The organism is Flavobacterium sp. AK-301 (assembly GCF_058310215.1).
The window spans coordinates 54031-72053 of sequence record NZ_JBZEES010000014.1; the positions used below are offsets into that span (position 1 = coordinate 54031).

Consider the following 18023-nt stretch of genomic DNA (forward strand, 5'->3'; position numbering starts at 1 on the left):
AAAGCTTGCCTTTCGTATTAAAAATTTTTTTTTAATTGATGTTTAGCTCAAACGGCAACATTGCCTGTGTCCCTTTTTGTTCACTTAATCTTCTAATTTGTTCTATTACACGGTAGTTATCTGAACCGATCTCATTTTTGATAAAACTTTCCCTTGATTGCATAAATGGAAGTCTGTTGAACAGATCGGATAAGTCTTTTTCATATTCCGGGAAATTTTCGGTTTTATATGTTTCTATTTTTGCTACAGAAGCCGCTTCCTTAATAGCATCGTCCAGACCGCCGATTTTATCTACCAGTCCGATTTTTATTGCATCAGCTCCTGTCCAGACTCTTCCTTGTGCAATAGAATCCACTTGTTCGTAGGTCATATTTCTACCTTTAGCAACATGGCTGACAAACGTAGAATAAATAGTTTCAATACTTTGTTGCACTACTTTTTTATAGTTTTCATCCAGTGGTTTGAAAACGCTGTATCCTGCGGCATTATCATGTGTATTGACCTGTTCTGTATGAATTCCTATTTTATCAGTTACCCCTTTAAAGTTCGGTAATATTCCAAAAACACCAATAGATCCTGTAATGGTGTTTGGTTCTGCAAAAATGGTATTAGCATTACAGGCAATATAATAACCACCCGAAGCTGCCAGATTACCCATAGAAACAATAATCGGTTTTTTCTTTTTTGTGATCTCTATCTCCCTCCAGATCAGTTCAGAAGTTAAAGCACTTCCTCCTGGAGAATCAATTCTGAGTACAATTGCTTTTATATTTTTATCTTTTACAGCAGCCTGTAACGATCTTCTCATGGAGCCTTCACCAATTTCATTTACATCACCTTCACCACTCGTAATATTCCCCTGTGCATAGATTACAGCAATTTTATCCTTAGTTTTTGCTTTCGTAGAAGTAGTTGCTATTTTGGCTGCATACTCTGTTATGTCAACGGTGTTATAATCTTCTTTCTGGTCAATTTTCAGCGCTTTCTTGATTCCGGCATGATATTCATCTTCATAAGCAATCTTATCAATAAGGTGTTTTGATTTAGCCATTTCAGGAGTGCGTACAGATAGTTTATTCGCGTAAGAGTTTAAACTGTCTACAGGGATATTTCTACTTTGTGAAATAGCATCCACCATAGAACTCCATACAGAATTCAATAAAGTTGAGATCTGTTCTCTGTTGGCATCACTCATTTCATTTGCTAAGAAAGGTTCTACAGCACTTTTATATTTTCCATGACGGATTACTTCCATTTTGATACCGGATTTTTCCTGAAAGTCTTTATAATACATTACTTCAGAGGAGAGACCTTTAAAATCCAGTTCGCCAATAGGATTTAAATAGATGGTATCAGCAACAGAATTTAGATAGTATTCTTTTTGCGATAAAGTATTAGAATAAGCAAGGACAAATTTACCTGATTTTTGGAAATCAATTAATTGATCTCTCAGGGCTTTACTTTGTGCTAAACCTAAAGAGTAGGAGTTGTTTAACATAGAGATTCCTTTGATCTTATCATCTGTTTTTGCCTCCTTAATAGCATTCAGAATATCGGTTAATCCATCATGATCTGCTTCAAAATAATTAAATTTTTTATAATTTGTTTTTCCGGCATAATCAATCATTATTTCTTTCAGATCCAGATTAATAACAGAGTTCTCCTCTGTTTTTTCGCTGTCTGATCCGCTGCCTGCAATAGACATAATCAGGATCAATCCAAAGAAAATAAACATAAAAAAAAGGAATAATCCAACGATGGTTGCTAAAATGTTGCTTAAAAATTTCATACTTTAATATTTTATACAATTGGTAGTAAAAAGGTCTAAAATGTTACAGTTAAAGATTTTGTTTTTCTTTAAATCGTATCAGATAAAAAACATGTAAGGTAATAAATTTATTAACAGATTGGTGTAAGTGTCCTTTTTTCTAAAATTCTTTTAGTTAATTTGCCTTTAATATGAAGTCGCAAAATCAGGTAGTTTTATCCATAGGCAGTAATCAGGGCGAAAGGCTTGAAAATATAGAAAAAAGCATTCGTTTGTTATATCAGAAAGTAGGAACGGTAGTGAAAGTGTCCCGGCTTTATGAAACACCGGCATGGGGTTTTGAGAGTGATCCATTTTATAATTGTGCTGTGTTGCTTCATACTTATAAAACCGCAGAAACAGTGCTTTCGGAAATATTGGAAACAGAAAAAGTACTGGGCAGAGTTCGAAAAGGAGAATCAGGATATCAGCCCAGAAGTATTGATATTGATATCATTGCATTTAATGAGGATCATATTCATACAGAAAATCTTCAGGTACCACATCCACAGATGCAGAACCGACGGTTTGTTCTGTTGCCAATGTTGGATTTGATGTTTGATTTCATACATCCTGTTTTAAATAAAAGTACAGAAGAGCTGTTAAAAGACTGTTCCGATAAAAGCGAATGCAGTGTTGTGAAAGAGCTGATATCACCATTGAAACATTTTAATCTGGAATACTGCAATTATATTGCGATAGAAGGGAATATAGGAGCCGGAAAAACCACATTGGTAAATAAAATAGCAGAAGATTTTAATGCAAAAACGGTATTAGAGCGATTTGCAGACAATCCTTTTCTGCCAAAGTTCTATAAAGATCAGGCTCGTTTTGCCTTTCCGCTTGAGATGTCTTTTCTCGTAGATCGATATCAGCAGTTATCAGATGATTTGGCGCAGTATGATTTATTCAAGGATTTTATCATGGCGGATTATCATATTTTTAAGTCACTTATCTTTTCAAAAGTAACCTTGTCAGAAGACGAGTACAGAGTATACAGAAAGTTTTTTGATATCATCTATAAAGAGATGAGAAAGCCTGATTTATATGTTTACCTGTATCAGAATACCAGTAGATTACTGGAGAACATCAAGAAAAGAGGACGTGAATATGAAAAGGATATTCAGGCAGAATATCTCGAAAAAATCAACAGAGGTTATCTGGATTATATCAAGTCACAACCCGATCTGAATGTTCTTATCCTTGATGTATCCGATAGAGATTTTGTAAAGAATCAGGAAGATTACCTTTTTATCCTCGAAGCCATTCAGGCTAAGATTAGTTGATCTTTTTAGTCTGAAAGTCTAAAGTCAAATGTCTTAACGTGGGATCAGCGATTAATGGCGTCTTGGCGAGAAACCATCAGCTGTAAATTGCGTCCTTTGCGTAAACCTTTGTACTCTTAGCGGTTAAATCTCAGTAAACCTTTAAACCAATTAAAAAAAACCTTTGCACTTCGCATATTTAACTAATACTTCATTTTCTTAAAAAGATCCCATACCACAATTCCCATACTTACAGAAATATTCAGTGAATGTTTTGTCCCCAGTTGTGGAATTTCGATACTTCCGTTACACAATTCTACGGCTTTTTGTGAAACTCCTTTTACCTCATTGCCAAATACCAGAGCATATTTTTGATCTTTTTCCGGTATAAAATCCTGTAAAAAAACAGCACTTTGTACCTGTTCCACAGCAAAGACAGTAATTTTTTCGTTCTGAAGTTTCTCGATTACGGTCAGCACATTTTCCTGATATTCCCAGGCAACTGTTTCCGTAGCACCCAGAGCTGTTTTGTGAATTTCTTTATTAGGAGGTACAGCAGTAATACCGCATAAATATATTTTTTCGATCAGAAAAGCGTCCGCAGTTCTAAAAACAGAACCAATATTATGCAGACTTCGGATATCATCCAGAATAATAATTAAAGGTGTTTTTTCCGCTTCCTTAAAATCGGATATACTTTTTCGGTCCAGTTCGCTGTTTTCTAATTTTCTCATGATTGTAATTTCAGGCACTAAAATTAAGAATAATTATTTTATAGTTTAGGATTACCGGATCATTTGCCTGTTTGCTCTTTTAGGTTATTTGGGTTGAGAATATTTATGAATATTCTCAACTTCACAGATAGAACGTGACCTTTTGACCTTTTAAACAGATGAACTTATTAACACCAGTCAGAGACTGGCAAACACATTCTCAAAATCAGAGATTTTGTGAAGCAGAATAATCCGGTAATCAAATTAAAAATAGCGACTCAAAACTATAAAACCACAAACTTTCTCTAAAAATTCATTAAATTCGCCTCTCCAATAAATTAAAACAAATCATTTTGGCATCAAAAGAAAAAAAGAGTAAAGAAACACCGTTAATGAAGCAGTATAATACCATCAAGGCAAAATACCCTGATGCTTGTTTATTGTTTAGAGTAGGCGATTTTTATGAGACTTTTGGAGAAGATGCCGTCAGAGCTTCAAAGATTTTAGGGATCGTATTAACAAAGCGAGGGGCGGGTTCAGAAACAGAGACCGCATTAGCCGGATTCCCGCATCATTCGTTGAATACCTATCTGCCAAAATTAGTAAAAGCAGGCTTACGAGTTGCAATCTGCGACCAGCTTGAAGACCCTAAAATGACTAAAACAATCGTGAAACGCGGTGTTACCGAGTTGGTAACTCCTGGTGTATCGATGAATGATGAGGTATTACAATCTAAATCAAACAACTTTTTAGCCTCCGTTTATTTTGGCAAAAAAACAATAGGAGTTGCATTTCTCGATGTTTCCACAGGAGAATTCCTGACAGCACAGGGAAATGAAGAATATATAGACAAATTATTACAGAATTTCAGCCCAAGTGAGATACTGGTTTCTAAGGCAAGCAAAAATGAATTCAGAGAAGCCTTTGGAGAAGATCATCACAGTTTCTTGTTAGAAGACTGGATTTATAAAGAAGATTATGCAAATGAAACCCTGAAGAATCACTTTCAGACTAATTCGTTAAAAGGATTTGGAGTAGAGGAACTACAAGAAGGAATCATTGCCTCAGGTGCTGTTCTGTATTATTTATCAGAAACACAGCATAACAGAGTACAGCATATTACAACGATCCAGCGTATTGCAGAAGATGCTTACGTATGGATGGACCGTTTTACAATTCGAAACCTTGAGTTGTATCAGAGCAATTCACAAAATGCAGTAACCCTTCTCGATGTCATCGACAGAACCCTTTCGCCAATGGGAGGTCGCTTATTAAAACGTTGGCTCGCATTGCCTCTGAAAGACGCCTCCAGAATAAGAGAGAGACATGAAGTCGTATCCTATTTAAAAGAAAAACCCGAAGTTTTAAAAACGATCCAGTATCAGATCAAACAGATTTCCGATCTGGAACGACTGATTTCTAAAATTGCAACCGGAAAAGTCAGTCCTCGTGAAGTGGTCTATCTGAAAGAATCTCTGGATGCGATTATTCCGATAAAATCAATTGCTCTCGAAAGCAAGAATGAATCTGTTAGAGTCATTGGCGATAAGCTTCACAGTTGTGATTTGTTAAGAGAAAAGATTAAAACCACGCTCAATCAGGAAGCACCCGTTGCTATTGCAAAAGGAAATGCTATTGCAACAGGAATCCATCAGGAGCTAGATGAATTGAGAAGTATTTCTTTTTCAGGTAAAGAATATCTCGAAGGAATCGAAAAAAGAGAATCTGAACGTACCGGAATTTCCTCCCTGAAAATTTCGTTCAATAATGTTTTTGGATATTATATCGAAGTCAGAAATACCCATAAAGATAAAGTTCCGGCAGAGTGGATCAGAAAACAAACACTTGTAAATGCCGAACGGTATATAACCGAAGAATTAAAAGAGTATGAAACCAAGATTCTGGGAGCAGAAGAAAAAATATATAAACTAGAAGTAGAGTTGTTCGAACAACTGGTGATCTGGATTGGAACCTATATCAAGCAGGTGCAACTTAATGCTAGTCTAATTGCACAACTAGACTGTCTGGCTTCATTTACTCAACTGGCAACAGAGAATAATTATGTTTGCCCTATTCTCGATGATACTTTCGAATTGGATATTAAGAACGGAAGACATCCCGTGATTGAGAAACAATTACCAGTTGGAACACCATACATTGCTAATGATGTTTACCTGGACAGAGAAACACAGCAGATTATAATGATTACCGGTCCCAATATGTCCGGTAAATCCGCAATATTACGTCAGACTGCTCTGATCGTGTTGTTGGCACAAATGGGAAGTTTTGTTCCCGCAGATAGCGTCCGAATGGGAGTAGTCGATAAGATCTTTACCAGAGTAGGAGCCTCCGATAATATTTCAATGGGAGAATCTACTTTTATGGTCGAAATGAATGAGACCGCTTCTATCCTGAATAATCTTTCCGATAGAAGTTTAGTGCTTCTCGATGAAATAGGAAGAGGAACCAGTACCTATGACGGTATTTCGATTGCCTGGGCGATTGCAGAGTTCCTGCATGAGCATCCCGGAAGACCTAAAACATTATTTGCGACCCATTATCATGAGTTGAATGATATGTCCGAAATTCTCGAAAGAATCCGGAATTATAATGTTTCCGTAAAAGAGATGAAAGACACCGTTCTTTTTATCAGAAAACTGGTTCAGGGAGGAAGTGCCCACAGTTTTGGTATTCACGTTGCTAAAATGGCGGGAATGCCTCAGACTGTGATCCAGAAAGCCCAGAAGCTACTGAAAAAACTGGAAAAAGACCATTCCGGCGAAGCTCTTAACGGAATAAAAGATGATAAAGATGAAATGCAGTTAAGTATCTTCAATTTAGACGATCCGTTACTCGAAGAAATAAAAGAAGAAATCATGAATTTAGATATTAATACCTTAACACCAGTTGAGGCTTTAATGAAGTTAAATGAGATTAAAAGGATGCTGTCGAAGAAGTAGTTCTTTTTTGAAAAAAAACTTTAATTTTAAAAAGTACGGTATCAGTAGGTTAACTTTTTTAATTCATTTTTTTATAAAAAAGGTTTGTGTAATTAAAATAATATCCTAAATTTGCACTCGCAATACAGAACAAGTATTACGCTCTTTAAGAATATTGAAATGCGAAAATAGCTCAGCTGGTAGAGCGCGACCTTGCCAAGGTCGAGGTCGCGGGTTCGAGCCCCGTTTTTCGCTCGATACCGTATAATGCTTGGATGGTGGAATCGGTAGACACGCTGGACTTAAAATCCAGTGGGTAGAAATGCCCGTGCGGGTTCAAGTCCCGCTCCGAGTACTTAGGAAAGCCTGCTTTTATAGCAGGCTTTTTTGTTTTTATATATTTCACAATTCATGATAAGTCTTAACAAGTACACCTATTTTATCTATTTTTTTAGTTCTTCAATAAGAATTGCTTTTTGATATCCCAATACTGTTTTCCATGTCTATTTCGTTATATAGTGTTTAATGAAGAGAGCTAATGATTTCTTTGTATGTTATTGCAATTAGATTAATGGTTTATTTAATAAAATACAATTCCTTCACTCTTTTCTTATCCACAGCTTTATCCTGAGGAATTTCTAAAAAATATTCTAGTTGCCATTGCTGTGTTTTTTGTGCCTGTTTGCTTGTTGTTACATCCCAAGGCGGATAAACCCGAATCGCTCGTTTTCCTTCCTTTAAGCCAGTAGTAAGCACACCTTGCTGACAAAGTACTGCTTTTGGGAATACGAACTGACCAAAATGATCTTTAGTCTTTACATTAATAAGGAAAAGATCTATATTATCTATTGAATCATAAGGCTGAATAGAGTTTTTTCCGATCCTTTTCCATAATGTAACGAACTGACCTGTTTTCGTAGGAGTTGTTTTAGCGGTTCGAAACAAAATAGGTATTGAATTCAGCTGAAGCTGACAGGCATTATATTCAGCGCTTTCCTGTTCTGTTATGATATTGCTGATTTTAAGAGAGTACAGGTCAAATATTTGCTCTTTTATTTCCGGTAACAGATCCGGAGTTCTGATTGTAGTCATGAGTAATTTTAGTATTGAGTTGTAACTACAAATGTACATTTAGTTTATTGTCTAATAATTTAGAATTATTTTATTTCAAAGTTTTTTATCACAAAGCATTATTTTTTTTGTAAAAATGGCATCTTTTTGTATCTTAGTCTTATACAGTTGTAGTAAAAAATATTTTATTTTATGGTATTTTATAATAAGACATAAAATATCTGCTATAAAACATGTCAAGTGTTATTTTTATAATGCATTCTTTTATTTTTATGATATAAAATTACTGATGGTTTATTTTTAGATACTTTTAGTAAATTTTTGTTACTTAATATAATTTAAAATAATACATTTGTATTGTAATACAATGCTTTAGTGAGTCTTTTTTCTTATTAAAGTGAACTGGACCAAATAACATTAATTAATTTAAAATTTAAAAGCTTTTCTGTAAAAATGGAAAAAACAATCAACAGAGTATTTGAATATCTTGATCACAAAGGGATTAGACATACTCGATTTGAGAAAAAAATTGGATTATCAAACGGTTACTTAAGTACGCAGTTAAAGAGGAATGCGTATTCAGGAGAAGGTGTTTTACTAAAAATTGTAGACTCTTGTGAAGATATTAGTTTAGAATGGCTTTTAACAGGAAAAGGTGAAATGTTAAAACCAACTGAACCGGAGGTTAAAACAGTAAATAGCAGTATACATCTTGAAGAGTTAATCGGAGAGCTGAAAGCTCGGATCGCAGACAAAAATGATATTATTGAAGGATTGAAACGAGAGTTAGCAATGCTTCGTGGTAGTGAAATAAAATAGAGTAAATAAGCATATAGATATTTTCTATTTTAATATTGATTATTCTGAGAAGGTTTTTCCGGATCAGAGTTTATTTGTAGAATTAGAATTTAATTTAAAGTATATTTAAAAGCCCGTAATTTGCGGGCTTTATCATTTTATAGAATAAACGCTACATTACAATGGAAACAAAAAAATAATAGAATTATATTTTACTTGTGCTGAGAAGTATATTTGAGCGCTATATATCACGGTTTTTTAAAATTTTCATACGGTTTTTCTGTTCTATTTTTTTAAAGTCTCTGATTAAAGAGACAAAATTAATAATTATTTTTTCCATCTTCTCATCAGGGCGAACTCCATTTACTACATTCCTGATACTTTGTTTAGAATAACTGTTTCCTTTTTTGTTATAGAGATTTACAGAATCCAAATATTTTTGTATTGGATCACTATAACGATATCCTAAAGTTTTTGTAATAATATTTTTTTCTTTTTGAGTCATCATAGTTAATAAGAGTTTTAATTATTTGCGATTTTACAGGTCAGATTTGTAGTATTGTTTGTTTATAAAACATAAAGATTTATTTCCGATATCAATATTATTGACAGAATTAGATAATTTTTATGAAATTTTATTTAACTTGCTGTTTGCTTCTTGTTTGCTAGTTTATATTCTATATGTTTTATTATTTAAAACAAATATATAGAAAATACTCTAAAAAAACATTAAAAATTTAAGATTTATTTTAAAAATAAAATAAAGTTATGACAGAGAATATATTAGATAGGATAGAATTATATATGACGTTTAGCGGTGTTAATGTTCTTAGATTAGAAACAACCTGTGGTTTTTCTAATGGTTCCATTGGTGGTCAGCTTAAATTAAGGAGAGAACAAAGGGCAGGAAAACTTACTAAAAAAAGGAAGAATCCTATCTCAATTGGAGTTGACAGGTTAGAAAAAATCTTGCAGATGTATCCGGAAATTAATCCGTCCTGGTTAACTACCGGTAAAGGTAGTATGATAAAAACTGAAAAAGAATACCAGATGGAATCAGGTGAAGGAATGGTTGAAGTACTAAATGATCCTGAAAAAGAATATTTAAAGAAGATGATTCAATCAAAAGATGACTTTATTGATAAATTACAAAAAGAATTATCAGATTATCAGAAAATAAATAAATAAAGGTCTTTAAATTATATCTAATTATTTTTAGATACCAGTTATAGAAGTTAGAAATTCTGTTATTGCAGTAGTCAACAGAGCAATAAAACTGTGGTTATGAAGTTCCTGGTTTACTCCGCTTATAAAACGGTCGACAATATCAGAAAATATGCTGAAGATAGATATATAAAAGGAGGAGAGTACTTTTATAAATAGTATTTTAAAGTTAAATTATTTTTTGATCAGAGCATAAAAATAGTAACTCTTTATGTTTTATTGAAACAGAAATGTATTTCTAAAAAGAGTAGCAATTATTTTCTTATTTTTATTTTTAAGCTCTAAAAATTTCAATTCCATCAATATATATCGAAAGAATCTAAATTTTCAGATAAAATTTCACTAACTTGCTGTTTGCTTTTAGTTTGTTTAGAGAATAGTTTATAATAGAAATATATATAATTCAAATATATAGAAAATTTTCTAAAAAACAAAATAATAATAAGATATATTATAATAATAATTTTGAGATGGAAAATACACTAGATAGAATCAAGAAGTATATTGACTTTAAAAATATTTCGATCCGAGCCTTTGAGATCAGTTGTGGGTTTTCGAATGGATCCTTTTCAAGTCAGTTGAAAAATAGAAAGACGATGGGGGTTGATAAGATAGAGAATATTCTGAGTATTTATAAAGATATTAATGGGCATTGGCTGATTACCGGAAATGGTAATATGATAAAGTCTGATAAATATGGATCAGAAATCAGAGAGAATAGTTTTAATGAAGCAGGCAAAGCAACAGAAACATATCTTAATGAGATTATTAAATCTAAAAATGAGATCATTGGTGGTTTAAAGCGCGAAATAGAACTACTGCACGAATTACTACATCGTGAAAAAGTCATAGAAGAAGAGGAATAAGACTTGATTCCTCTCTGAATAAAAGCTAATTTTGTGGCTTTTAATTTTATAAGCAGGTTTGAATTTATGGGTGCATTTGTGATAAGCAAAAGAGAGAATGGAGAGTACAAATTTGTTTATACTAATAGAAAAGGAAAGACAATTTTAACCAGTTCAGGATATCCGTTAAAAGAAGATTGTGAAAAAGGAATAGAGGAGTTAAAAGAAAAAGTAGAAATCTGCTATTACGTTCGGTTCAAGGCTTCAAACGGTAAATTTTTCTTTAAGATTGTTGTTGAAGCAAATCGGATTTTGGCAACAAGCAGAAAGTTTTCTACAGAGATAAGAATCAGTAAAGGAATAGAAGAGATCAAGAAGTATGCATTACAGGCAGAAGTTCTTGATTTTTCAGATAATGATTTTTTCTTTTCGGCAGAAGAGGAAGAGACAACAGTTGAAGATTAGATAAAAATAAAAAAGCCACGCTTAGCGTGGCTTTTAATACTTTCGGTAATTAAAAATTACTTAGCAGCTTCTTCTGTAGCAGGAGCTTCAACAACCGGAGTAGCAGCTTCAACTGGAGCAACTTCTTCAACAACTGGAGCAACTTCTTCAGTTACTGTAGTTTCTTCTACAGCTGGTTCTTCTTTTGCAGCATCTTTACAAGAAACAAAAGAAACACTCATCATAGCTACTAAAGCTAAACTTAAAACAACTTTTTTCATCTTACTAAATTATAAAGGTTAATTATTAATTCGGAGCAAAGATATAAATTTTTTGATACGATAAAATAATTATGATATTTTTTTTTAAAAAACTTTAAAAAAAAAATAAACTCACCGAAATAGACCGTATTATAAGGGGTTCCCGAATATTCAGTTCTTGTAATAAAATATTTTTTTGACCTGAAAAAGAATGATATTCTAAAAATGGATGGTCTGAAATCTCATTTTATGTAAATTCCGGATAAAATTTAATTTAATTTTTGCTTAGGGTGAACAATTTTCATTTCGTTAACTAAATGTTTTGCGTCCGCATATTTGTCAATAATGAACAAAATATATCGAATATCTACCATGATATTTCTACAGATGGTAGGGTCATAATAAATATCACTCATGGTTCCTTCCCATACCCTGTCAAAGTTTAATCCGATCAGATTACCCTGAGCATCAATTGCAGGACTTCCTGAATTTCCTCCTGTTGTATGGTTCGTTCCGATAAAGTTTACCGGCATCTTACCATTTATTCCGTAAGGTCCGTAATCTTTTCTGTTATACAAATCAATTAATTTTTTTGGTACATCAAATTCATAATCATTAGGGACATATTTTTCCATTACTCCATCCAGATAAGTAATAGGAGAGTAATGAACAGCGTCAACAGGATCATATCCTTTTACCTTTCCGTAAGTAACTCTTAGTGTACTATTGGCATCCGGAAAGATTCTGGTATTTGGATTTAGTTCCAGTTGAGCTTTCATATAAGTGCGCTGTAAAGTACTAATCTCTAAGTTGATCTCCTCATATTTTGGACCCACCTTATCAAAATAAGTTTCTGCTAACGGTTTAACAAATTGGAAAGCTTTATCCTTACTGATTTTTTTTAGTACCTCTTTTGGATCTCCCTGTAGTAATTCTTTTAATCCGGCATAATTCGTTAACTTAGACTGACTGTAAATTTCAGTTGTTAGTTGTGCATAATTAGCATTAGTCAGGTCAGCGGGAAGGAACTGTTTAGGAGCTTTGGCGCTGTATAACTGAACCAGTTGTTCAAATACTTTTTCATCCACCTGTTTATTGAAGTTCTTGTAGAAACCTTCCAGTGAGGCAACCAGGTTTTCCTTTCTCGCATTAAAAGACTGTTCTCCTTTACGGTTATAAGACTGTTCTAATTGATACAATTTAAATGCCACTCCCAGAAGTTCAGTATTACGTAAAACTATTTCTGAAAAATATTCTCTACTTAGTGCATAAGGAGCGATTTCCTTATAGTTCTTTTCAAAATCAGATAATAAAGAACCATATTCTGCCTGTTTCCCTGCTTTAATTACTTTTTGTTGAAAATCTGCTTCTGCCTGTTTTTTTATAGCGATGGCATTTGATTTTTTAAGTCCTTGTGTTTCTCCGATCCATTTTTTCCAGTAATTCGCAATACCCGCATATTTTGAAGCATACTGTATTTTAATGGTGTTATCTTTTCTCATAAAACCATTCGTAACTTTTAAGGCTGCATCTCTGATCTCGATCTTAGCAGGATTTAATTCATTAACCAGTTGTTCAATTGCAACAGAAGGAAGATACTCTGTTGTTCTGCCCGGATATCCAAATACCAGAGTAAAATCATTTTCTTCTACACCATCCAGTGATATCGGCAGGAAGTGTTTAGGGGAATAAGGTACATTATCTTTAGAATAAGGAGCCGGATGATTATTTTTATCAGCATAGATTCTGAATAAGCTAAAATCTCCTGTATGTCTTGGCCATATCCAGTTATCCGTATCTGATCCGAATTTCCCGATAGAAGAAGGCGGAGTACCTACTAAACGGACGTCTCTGAAAGTTTCAGTAACAAACAGAACATATTGATTTCCTTCAAAAAAAGTACGGATTCTATTTTCCTGCCATGCTTCTTTTTTAAAAGTAGCACTTACCTTAATGATATTTTCCTGTATTTGTTGTTGTTTTTCCCGTTCCGTAGGTAATGAAAGTACACCTTCCAGAACCTGAGCAGTAACATCCTCTATTTTTACAATAAAAGTAGCAACTAAATTGGAGTTTGGTAACTCTTCCGCTTCGGACATTGCCCAGAAACCATCTGTCAGATAGTCTTTCTCAACCGTTGAGTGAGATTGGATCTGTCCATATCCACAATGGTGGTTGGTTAGTAAAAGCCCTTTTGGAGAGATTACTTCGGAAGTACATCCTCCATTAAAATGCGGAACAGCATCCTTTAAACTGGAATGATTTGTGTCATAAATATCCGAAGCAGACATTTTCATTCCTAAACTTTTCATTTCCGTCTCATTCATCCCTTTTAACAGAGAAGGAATCCACATTCCGCCCTGTTGTGAATAAATAGGAAGGGCGACTAATAGAAAAAATAATCTTAAAAATTTCATAGTTAAAAAATTAATTGGGTATTTGTGTTAGAGTTTATTTCACAGTATACTTCATTAGGTTTCGGTTGTGAACGGCGAAATCGTTTGCAAGATACAATTTTTGAGCAGCTTCATTGTGTGTTTCGATTTCTAAGTAAACAATCTTTAAAGACAGTTTAGAAAACTCTTCCCGGATAAAGGCAAGTGCTTTTTTGCCAATTCCTTTTCCACGGGAAGCCTCAGAGAGGTATAATTCATCCAGAAAAGCGATACGTCCCTTATATTCAAAACTGAAGCAAAAAGTAAGAATAACATATCCCAGCGGAATATTGTTTTCCATAATAAGCCATCCTTTTCCTAAGGTTTCATTGTCAATGAATTCCTTAAACAATCCTTTTGAAGTTTCAATATCGATTGGGTAATTATCAATAGCATAAAAATCTTTCATCATATTCACAAGGACAGGAATATCTGAATGTTCGATTGCTTTAAATTGTATTTCCATTTTTTATAAATTTTAAGATTGTATTTGTAGCATTTTTATTCATCTGTACAAACGTTTCACAGATATGACCTTTTTCATCTCGGACTGCTACATTGAGTATCAGTTCATTCAGAATGTTATTTAGTTCCTGTTGTGTAGAAATGGAAGTACAACCACCCCTATTTACCAAAGCAGTAGCTTCGGTAAAATGACTGTAGTTAGGACCAATAACGATTGGGATACCAAAGGTAGCGGGTTCCAGAATATTATGTACTCCCGGATTTCCAAATCCGCCACCCACATAAGCAATGGTAGCATAACTGTAAATTTTGGTTAGTATACCTATCGTGTCAATAATAAATACATTATATGAAGCCAGGTCTTTTTCCTCTTTTTCAGAGAACAGAACTGTTTTTTGATCGATACTTTGTTGTAAGGCGGTGATCTGTTCCGGTTTTATATTATGAGGAGCAATAATAAATTTCACGTTCGTATCTGTTGTATTGATAAAATCGATCAATAGAGTTTCATCCTTTGGCCAGGAGCTACCAATAACGATTGTAGTAGTATTGTTCTTGAAATCTGCTATAAAATCCAGTGTATTGTCCTTTTCCAGAATGGCAACCACCCGGTCAAACCTTGTATCGCCACTAACCGTAACATTAGTTTTACCCAGTTTTGCAAGTAATTCCTTAGAGTCAGAATTCTGAACAAAGAAATGACGGAAAGCATCCAGTGCTTTTCTGTAAAACCCACCATACCATTTAAAGAACATTTGGTTTTTTCTAAAGATTCCGGAGATTAGATAAGTTGGAATATTTCGTTTTTTAAGTCCATTCAGATAATTAGGCCAGTACTCATATTTAATAAAGAATACCAGATCCGGATGAACCGCTTTAATAAATTTTTCAGCATTATTTTTTGTATCCAGCGGAAGATAGCAAATAACATCTGCAACAGTCGAATTTTTGCGTACCTCATATCCTGAAGGAGAAAAGAAAGTGACCACAATCTTATGATCCGGATATTCCTCTTTTATTTTTTCAATGACCGGAAGCCCTTGTTCGAACTCACCTAAAGAAGCAGCATGAAACCAGATTGTTTTATCATCCGGATGAATCTTCTCATTTAAAAGAATAAAAACCGTTTTCCTGCCTTCTACAAAAAGCTTCATTTTAGGGCTGAAAAAAGTAACGATTCTGAGTAATTGTTGTATAATAACAATCAGAAAATTATAAATTAAAAACATAAGTGAAATATTTCGCCTAAAATAAGCGAAATATTTCGCCTAAAACACTTTAGTTTAGATTAATTTCATTGGTAACACACCATTTAATTAGTAATTTTGTGCCATCAAATTTAAAGTGAGATGAAAAAAATTCAAATGGTAGACCTTAAGGGTCAATACGAAAACATCAAAGAAACAGTAAATAACTCCATTCAGGAAGTTTTAGATACCAACACTTATATTAACGGACCTTATGTTCAGAAATTTCAAAAAGATTTAGAAAACTATTTAGGAGCAAAACATGTTATTCCTTGTGCTAACGGTACAGATGCGTTACAGATTGCAATGATGGCTCTGGATCTTAAACCGGGAGATGAAGTAATCACAGCCGATTTCACATTTGCTGCCACTGTAGAAGTAATTGCTTTATTGCAGTTAACCCCCGTTTTAGTAGATGTGGAAATGGATACTTTTAATATTTCCGTTGAAGCAATTAAAAAAGCGATCACACCAAAAACAAAGGCAATCGTTCCCGTGCATCTTTTTGGTCAGGCTGCTAATATGGAAGCTATTATGAAATTAGCAGCAGAGCATAATCTGTATGTAATCGAAGATAATGCACAGGCTATCGGAGCGAACTATAAATATGCTGACGGGACGAAGAAAAAAGCAGGTGTTATAGGACATGTGGCTTCAACTTCATTCTTTCCTTCAAAAAACCTGGGATGTTATGGAGACGGAGGTGCAATTTTTACAAATGATGATGATCTGGCACATAAACTAAGAGGAATTGTAAACCACGGAATGTATGTACGTTATCATCATGATGTAGTAGGAGTGAACTCCAGATTAGATTCTGTTCAGGCTGCTGTTCTGGATGCTAAATTACCACTTTTAGATACTTATAATAAAGCAAGACAGACTGCTGCACAGAAATACAGCAAAGCACTGACTAATCATAAAAATATAATTACTCCGTTCATAACCGGAGAAACCGATTCACATGTTTTTCATCAGTATACCTTGCGTATACTTAATGCAGACAGAGACGGATTAATGCAACATTTGCTAGATAAAGGAATTCCTTGTGCGATTTACTATCCGATTCCGCTACACAGTCAGAAAGCCTATTTAGATGCACGTTATAAAGAAGAAGATTTTGTTGTGACCAATCAGTTGGTAAAAGAAGTGATCTCTTTACCAATGCATACTGAGCTGGATGATGAGCAGATTAAATTTATAACAGATAGTATTTTAGAGTTTCTGAACTAATTTTTCAGGAGCTGTTTCCTGCCTTTTGTTGCAATCTTTTTGTTTTTAAAGAAAAAACTAAAAGGATTTCTACGTCAGTCAGGGCTAGGGCTAATATATTCCATTTTTAACAGCATAAAATAAAACCCGGATTATTCATGATCAAAGAAATGAATGATTCGGGTTAATTCATAAAAGCATGAAAATACTAGTAACAGGAGGTTTAGGATTTATTGGTTCACATACTGTAGTTGAATTACAGAATGAGGGTTTTGAAGTTGTTATTATTGATGATCTGTCCAATTCTTCAATAGAAGTCCTTGACGGAATCACTAAAATTACCGGAAAAAAACCACTTTTTGAACAACTGGATCTGAGAGAAAAAACGGCTGTAAAAATATTTTTTAAAAAGCATACAGATGTTCGGGGAGTGATTCACTTTGCAGCATCAAAAGTTGTAGGTGAAAGTACCGAAAAACCATTGTTATATTATGAGAATAATATCAGTTCCCTGATTTATATTTTACAGGAATTAGAACAGAAACCGGAAGCCTATTTTATATTCAGCTCATCTTGTACGGTATACGGACAGGCGGAGAAAATGCCTATTACCGAAGATGCTCCGATACAATCCGCTTTGTCTCCTTATGGTAACACAAAACAGATAGGAGAGGTAATTATTACTGATACAGCCAGAGTAACGAATATTAAACCCATAGTATTACGTTATTTTAACCCTATAGGAGCTCATCCATCAATCGAAATAGGGGAATTACCTATTGGAGTGCCCCAAAATCTGGTTCCGTTCATCACTCAGACCGGTATCGGAATACGAAAAGAACTTTCTGTTTTCGGTTCCGATTATCCAACGGTTGACGGTACTTGTATTCGGGATTATATTCATGTAGTTGATTTAGCAAAAGCACATGTTGTGGCTATGAAACGACTGGTGGAAAAGAAAAATACAGAAACCGTTGAAGTGTTTAATATAGGCACCGGAAAAGGGAGTTCTGTTCTCGAAGTAATTCAGGCTTTTGAAAAAGTAAGCGGACAAAAGCTACCTTATAAATTTGTAGAAAGAAGAGAAGGAGATATAATAGAAGCATATGCAGATACTCAGAAAGCAAATACAGTATTAGACTGGAAAGCACAACTGACTTTAGAAGACGCTCTGGATTCTGCCTGGAAATGGGAGAAGAAGATTAGGGGGTAGTATTCAGTATTCAGTATTCAGTATTCAGTATTCAGTATTCAGTATTCAGTATTCAGTATTCAGTATTCAGTATTCAGTATTCAGT

General features: G+C 33.9%; 16 protein-coding genes and 2 tRNA genes. 10 read left to right on the forward strand and 8 right to left on the reverse strand.

Going from position 1 to position 18023, the window contains the following annotated elements:
* Positions 1 to 31 precede the first annotated feature (31 nt).
* Complete coding sequence (gene sppA, locus AC4FQX_RS13985; RefSeq protein ID WP_491168337.1) at positions 32 to 1789, reverse strand: signal peptide peptidase SppA; 1758 nt, start codon at positions 1787 to 1789, stop codon at positions 32 to 34.
* Between the two features lie 170 nt (positions 1790 to 1959).
* On the opposite strand from sppA, the gene folK reads away from it, so the two are divergent.
* Complete coding sequence (folK, locus tag AC4FQX_RS13990) at positions 1960 to 3093, forward strand: 2-amino-4-hydroxy-6-hydroxymethyldihydropteridine diphosphokinase (RefSeq protein ID WP_491168338.1); 1134 nt, start codon at positions 1960 to 1962, stop codon at positions 3091 to 3093.
* A 182-nt stretch (positions 3094 to 3275) separates the two neighbouring features.
* Here the strand turns inward: folK and AC4FQX_RS13995 are convergent, their stop codons facing one another.
* Positions 3276 to 3806: an RNA methyltransferase gene (locus AC4FQX_RS13995; protein WP_491168339.1), complete on the reverse strand. Its 531-nt coding sequence runs from the start codon at positions 3804 to 3806 to the stop codon at positions 3276 to 3278.
* 332 nt (positions 3807 to 4138) lie between these two features.
* Here AC4FQX_RS13995 and mutS point away from each other — a divergent pair, with 332 nt between their 5' ends.
* From mutS to AC4FQX_RS14010, 3 genes are all read left to right on the forward strand, one after another.
* Complete coding sequence (mutS, locus tag AC4FQX_RS14000) at positions 4139 to 6745, forward strand: DNA mismatch repair protein MutS (protein ID WP_491168340.1); 2607 nt, start codon at positions 4139 to 4141, stop codon at positions 6743 to 6745.
* A gap of 161 nt (positions 6746 to 6906) precedes the next feature.
* Positions 6907 to 6979 (forward strand) — tRNA-Gly (locus AC4FQX_RS14005).
* A gap of 14 nt (positions 6980 to 6993) precedes the next feature.
* A tRNA-Leu gene (locus AC4FQX_RS14010) sits at positions 6994 to 7079 on the forward strand.
* A gap of 221 nt (positions 7080 to 7300) precedes the next feature.
* Here AC4FQX_RS14010 and AC4FQX_RS14015 read toward each other — a convergent pair.
* Positions 7301 to 7816, reverse strand: a complete 516-nt coding sequence (locus AC4FQX_RS14015; protein ID WP_491168341.1) for a MepB family protein — start codon at positions 7814 to 7816, stop codon at positions 7301 to 7303.
* A gap of 432 nt (positions 7817 to 8248) precedes the next feature.
* Here AC4FQX_RS14015 and AC4FQX_RS14020 point away from each other — a divergent pair, with 432 nt between their 5' ends.
* Positions 8249 to 8614: a helix-turn-helix domain-containing protein gene (locus AC4FQX_RS14020; protein WP_491168342.1), complete on the forward strand. Its 366-nt coding sequence runs from the start codon at positions 8249 to 8251 to the stop codon at positions 8612 to 8614.
* Positions 8615 to 8834: 220 nt separating this feature from the next.
* Here AC4FQX_RS14020 and AC4FQX_RS14025 read toward each other — a convergent pair whose 3' ends face one another.
* Positions 8835 to 9101 carry a hypothetical protein gene (locus tag AC4FQX_RS14025; RefSeq protein ID WP_491168343.1) on the reverse strand — a complete coding sequence of 89 codons (267 nt, stop codon included), beginning with the start codon at positions 9099 to 9101 and terminating at the stop codon, positions 8835 to 8837.
* A 260-nt stretch (positions 9102 to 9361) separates the two neighbouring features.
* Here AC4FQX_RS14025 and AC4FQX_RS14030 point away from each other — a divergent pair, with 260 nt between their 5' ends.
* From AC4FQX_RS14030 to AC4FQX_RS14040, 3 genes are all read left to right on the forward strand, one after another.
* Complete coding sequence (locus tag AC4FQX_RS14030) at positions 9362 to 9781, forward strand: hypothetical protein (protein WP_491168344.1); 420 nt, start codon at positions 9362 to 9364, stop codon at positions 9779 to 9781.
* Positions 9782 to 10287: 506 nt separating this feature from the next.
* Entirely contained in the window at positions 10288 to 10683 is a 396-nt protein-coding gene (locus tag AC4FQX_RS14035; protein WP_491168345.1) for a hypothetical protein, read from the forward strand.
* A gap of 33 nt (positions 10684 to 10716) precedes the next feature.
* Entirely contained in the window at positions 10717 to 11127 is a 411-nt protein-coding gene (locus AC4FQX_RS14040; RefSeq protein WP_491168346.1) for a YegP family protein, read from the forward strand.
* A gap of 56 nt (positions 11128 to 11183) precedes the next feature.
* Here AC4FQX_RS14040 and AC4FQX_RS14045 read toward each other — a convergent pair whose 3' ends face one another.
* The 4 genes from AC4FQX_RS14045 to AC4FQX_RS14060 form a co-directional block, all read right to left on the reverse strand.
* Positions 11184 to 11387, reverse strand: a complete 204-nt coding sequence (locus AC4FQX_RS14045) for a hypothetical protein (protein ID WP_491168347.1) — start codon at positions 11385 to 11387, stop codon at positions 11184 to 11186.
* A gap of 248 nt (positions 11388 to 11635) precedes the next feature.
* Positions 11636 to 13783, reverse strand: coding sequence for a S46 family peptidase (locus tag AC4FQX_RS14050; protein WP_491168348.1), 2148 nt, complete (start codon positions 13781 to 13783; stop codon positions 11636 to 11638).
* 34 nt (positions 13784 to 13817) lie between these two features.
* Positions 13818 to 14267 (reverse strand): GNAT family N-acetyltransferase, encoded by a 450-nt coding sequence (locus AC4FQX_RS14055; protein ID WP_491168349.1) that lies wholly within the window; start codon positions 14265 to 14267, stop codon positions 13818 to 13820.
* A complete protein-coding gene (locus AC4FQX_RS14060) occupies positions 14251 to 15495 on the reverse strand; it encodes a 3-deoxy-D-manno-octulosonic acid transferase (protein WP_491168350.1) in 1245 nt (414 codons plus the stop codon). The genes AC4FQX_RS14055 and AC4FQX_RS14060 overlap by 17 nt, the downstream gene beginning before the upstream one ends.
* Before the next feature lie 120 nt (positions 15496 to 15615).
* Here AC4FQX_RS14060 and AC4FQX_RS14065 point away from each other — a divergent pair, with 120 nt between their 5' ends.
* Positions 15616 to 16746, forward strand: a complete 1131-nt coding sequence (locus AC4FQX_RS14065; protein WP_491168351.1) for a DegT/DnrJ/EryC1/StrS family aminotransferase — start codon at positions 15616 to 15618, stop codon at positions 16744 to 16746.
* Between the two features lie 178 nt (positions 16747 to 16924).
* The gene (gene galE, locus AC4FQX_RS14070) at positions 16925 to 17938 is read left to right on the forward strand and encodes a UDP-glucose 4-epimerase GalE (protein ID WP_491168352.1); all 1014 of its coding nucleotides are present in this window, start codon (positions 16925 to 16927) and stop codon (positions 17936 to 17938) included.
* Positions 17939 to 18023: the final 85 nt, after the last annotated feature.

Excerpts from the sequence above, each read along its gene's own strand:
- sppA (WP_491168337.1), bottom strand. The coding sequence starts at position 1,789 with ATGAAATTTTTAAGCAACATTTTAGCAACCATCGTTGGATTATTCCTT.
- folK (WP_491168338.1), top strand. The coding sequence starts at position 1,960 with ATGAAGTCGCAAAATCAGGTAGTTTTATCCATAGGCAGTAATCAGGGC.
- AC4FQX_RS13995 (WP_491168339.1), bottom strand. The coding sequence starts at position 3,806 with ATGAGAAAATTAGAAAACAGCGAACTGGACCGAAAAAGTATATCCGAT.
- AC4FQX_RS14015 (WP_491168341.1), bottom strand. The coding sequence starts at position 7,816 with ATGACTACAATCAGAACTCCGGATCTGTTACCGGAAATAAAAGAGCAA.
- AC4FQX_RS14020 (WP_491168342.1), top strand. The coding sequence starts at position 8,249 with ATGGAAAAAACAATCAACAGAGTATTTGAATATCTTGATCACAAAGGG.
- AC4FQX_RS14025 (WP_491168343.1), bottom strand. The coding sequence starts at position 9,101 with ATGATGACTCAAAAAGAAAAAAATATTATTACAAAAACTTTAGGATAT.
- AC4FQX_RS14030 (WP_491168344.1), top strand. The coding sequence starts at position 9,362 with ATGACAGAGAATATATTAGATAGGATAGAATTATATATGACGTTTAGC.
- AC4FQX_RS14035 (WP_491168345.1), top strand. The coding sequence starts at position 10,288 with ATGGAAAATACACTAGATAGAATCAAGAAGTATATTGACTTTAAAAAT.
- AC4FQX_RS14045 (WP_491168347.1), bottom strand. The coding sequence starts at position 11,387 with ATGAAAAAAGTTGTTTTAAGTTTAGCTTTAGTAGCTATGATGAGTGTT.
- AC4FQX_RS14050 (WP_491168348.1), bottom strand. The coding sequence starts at position 13,783 with ATGAAATTTTTAAGATTATTTTTTCTATTAGTCGCCCTTCCTATTTAT.
- AC4FQX_RS14055 (WP_491168349.1), bottom strand. The coding sequence starts at position 14,267 with ATGGAAATACAATTTAAAGCAATCGAACATTCAGATATTCCTGTCCTT.
- AC4FQX_RS14060 (WP_491168350.1), bottom strand. The coding sequence starts at position 15,495 with ATGTTTTTAATTTATAATTTTCTGATTGTTATTATACAACAATTACTC.
- AC4FQX_RS14065 (WP_491168351.1), top strand. The coding sequence starts at position 15,616 with ATGAAAAAAATTCAAATGGTAGACCTTAAGGGTCAATACGAAAACATC.
- galE (WP_491168352.1), top strand. The coding sequence starts at position 16,925 with ATGAAAATACTAGTAACAGGAGGTTTAGGATTTATTGGTTCACATACT.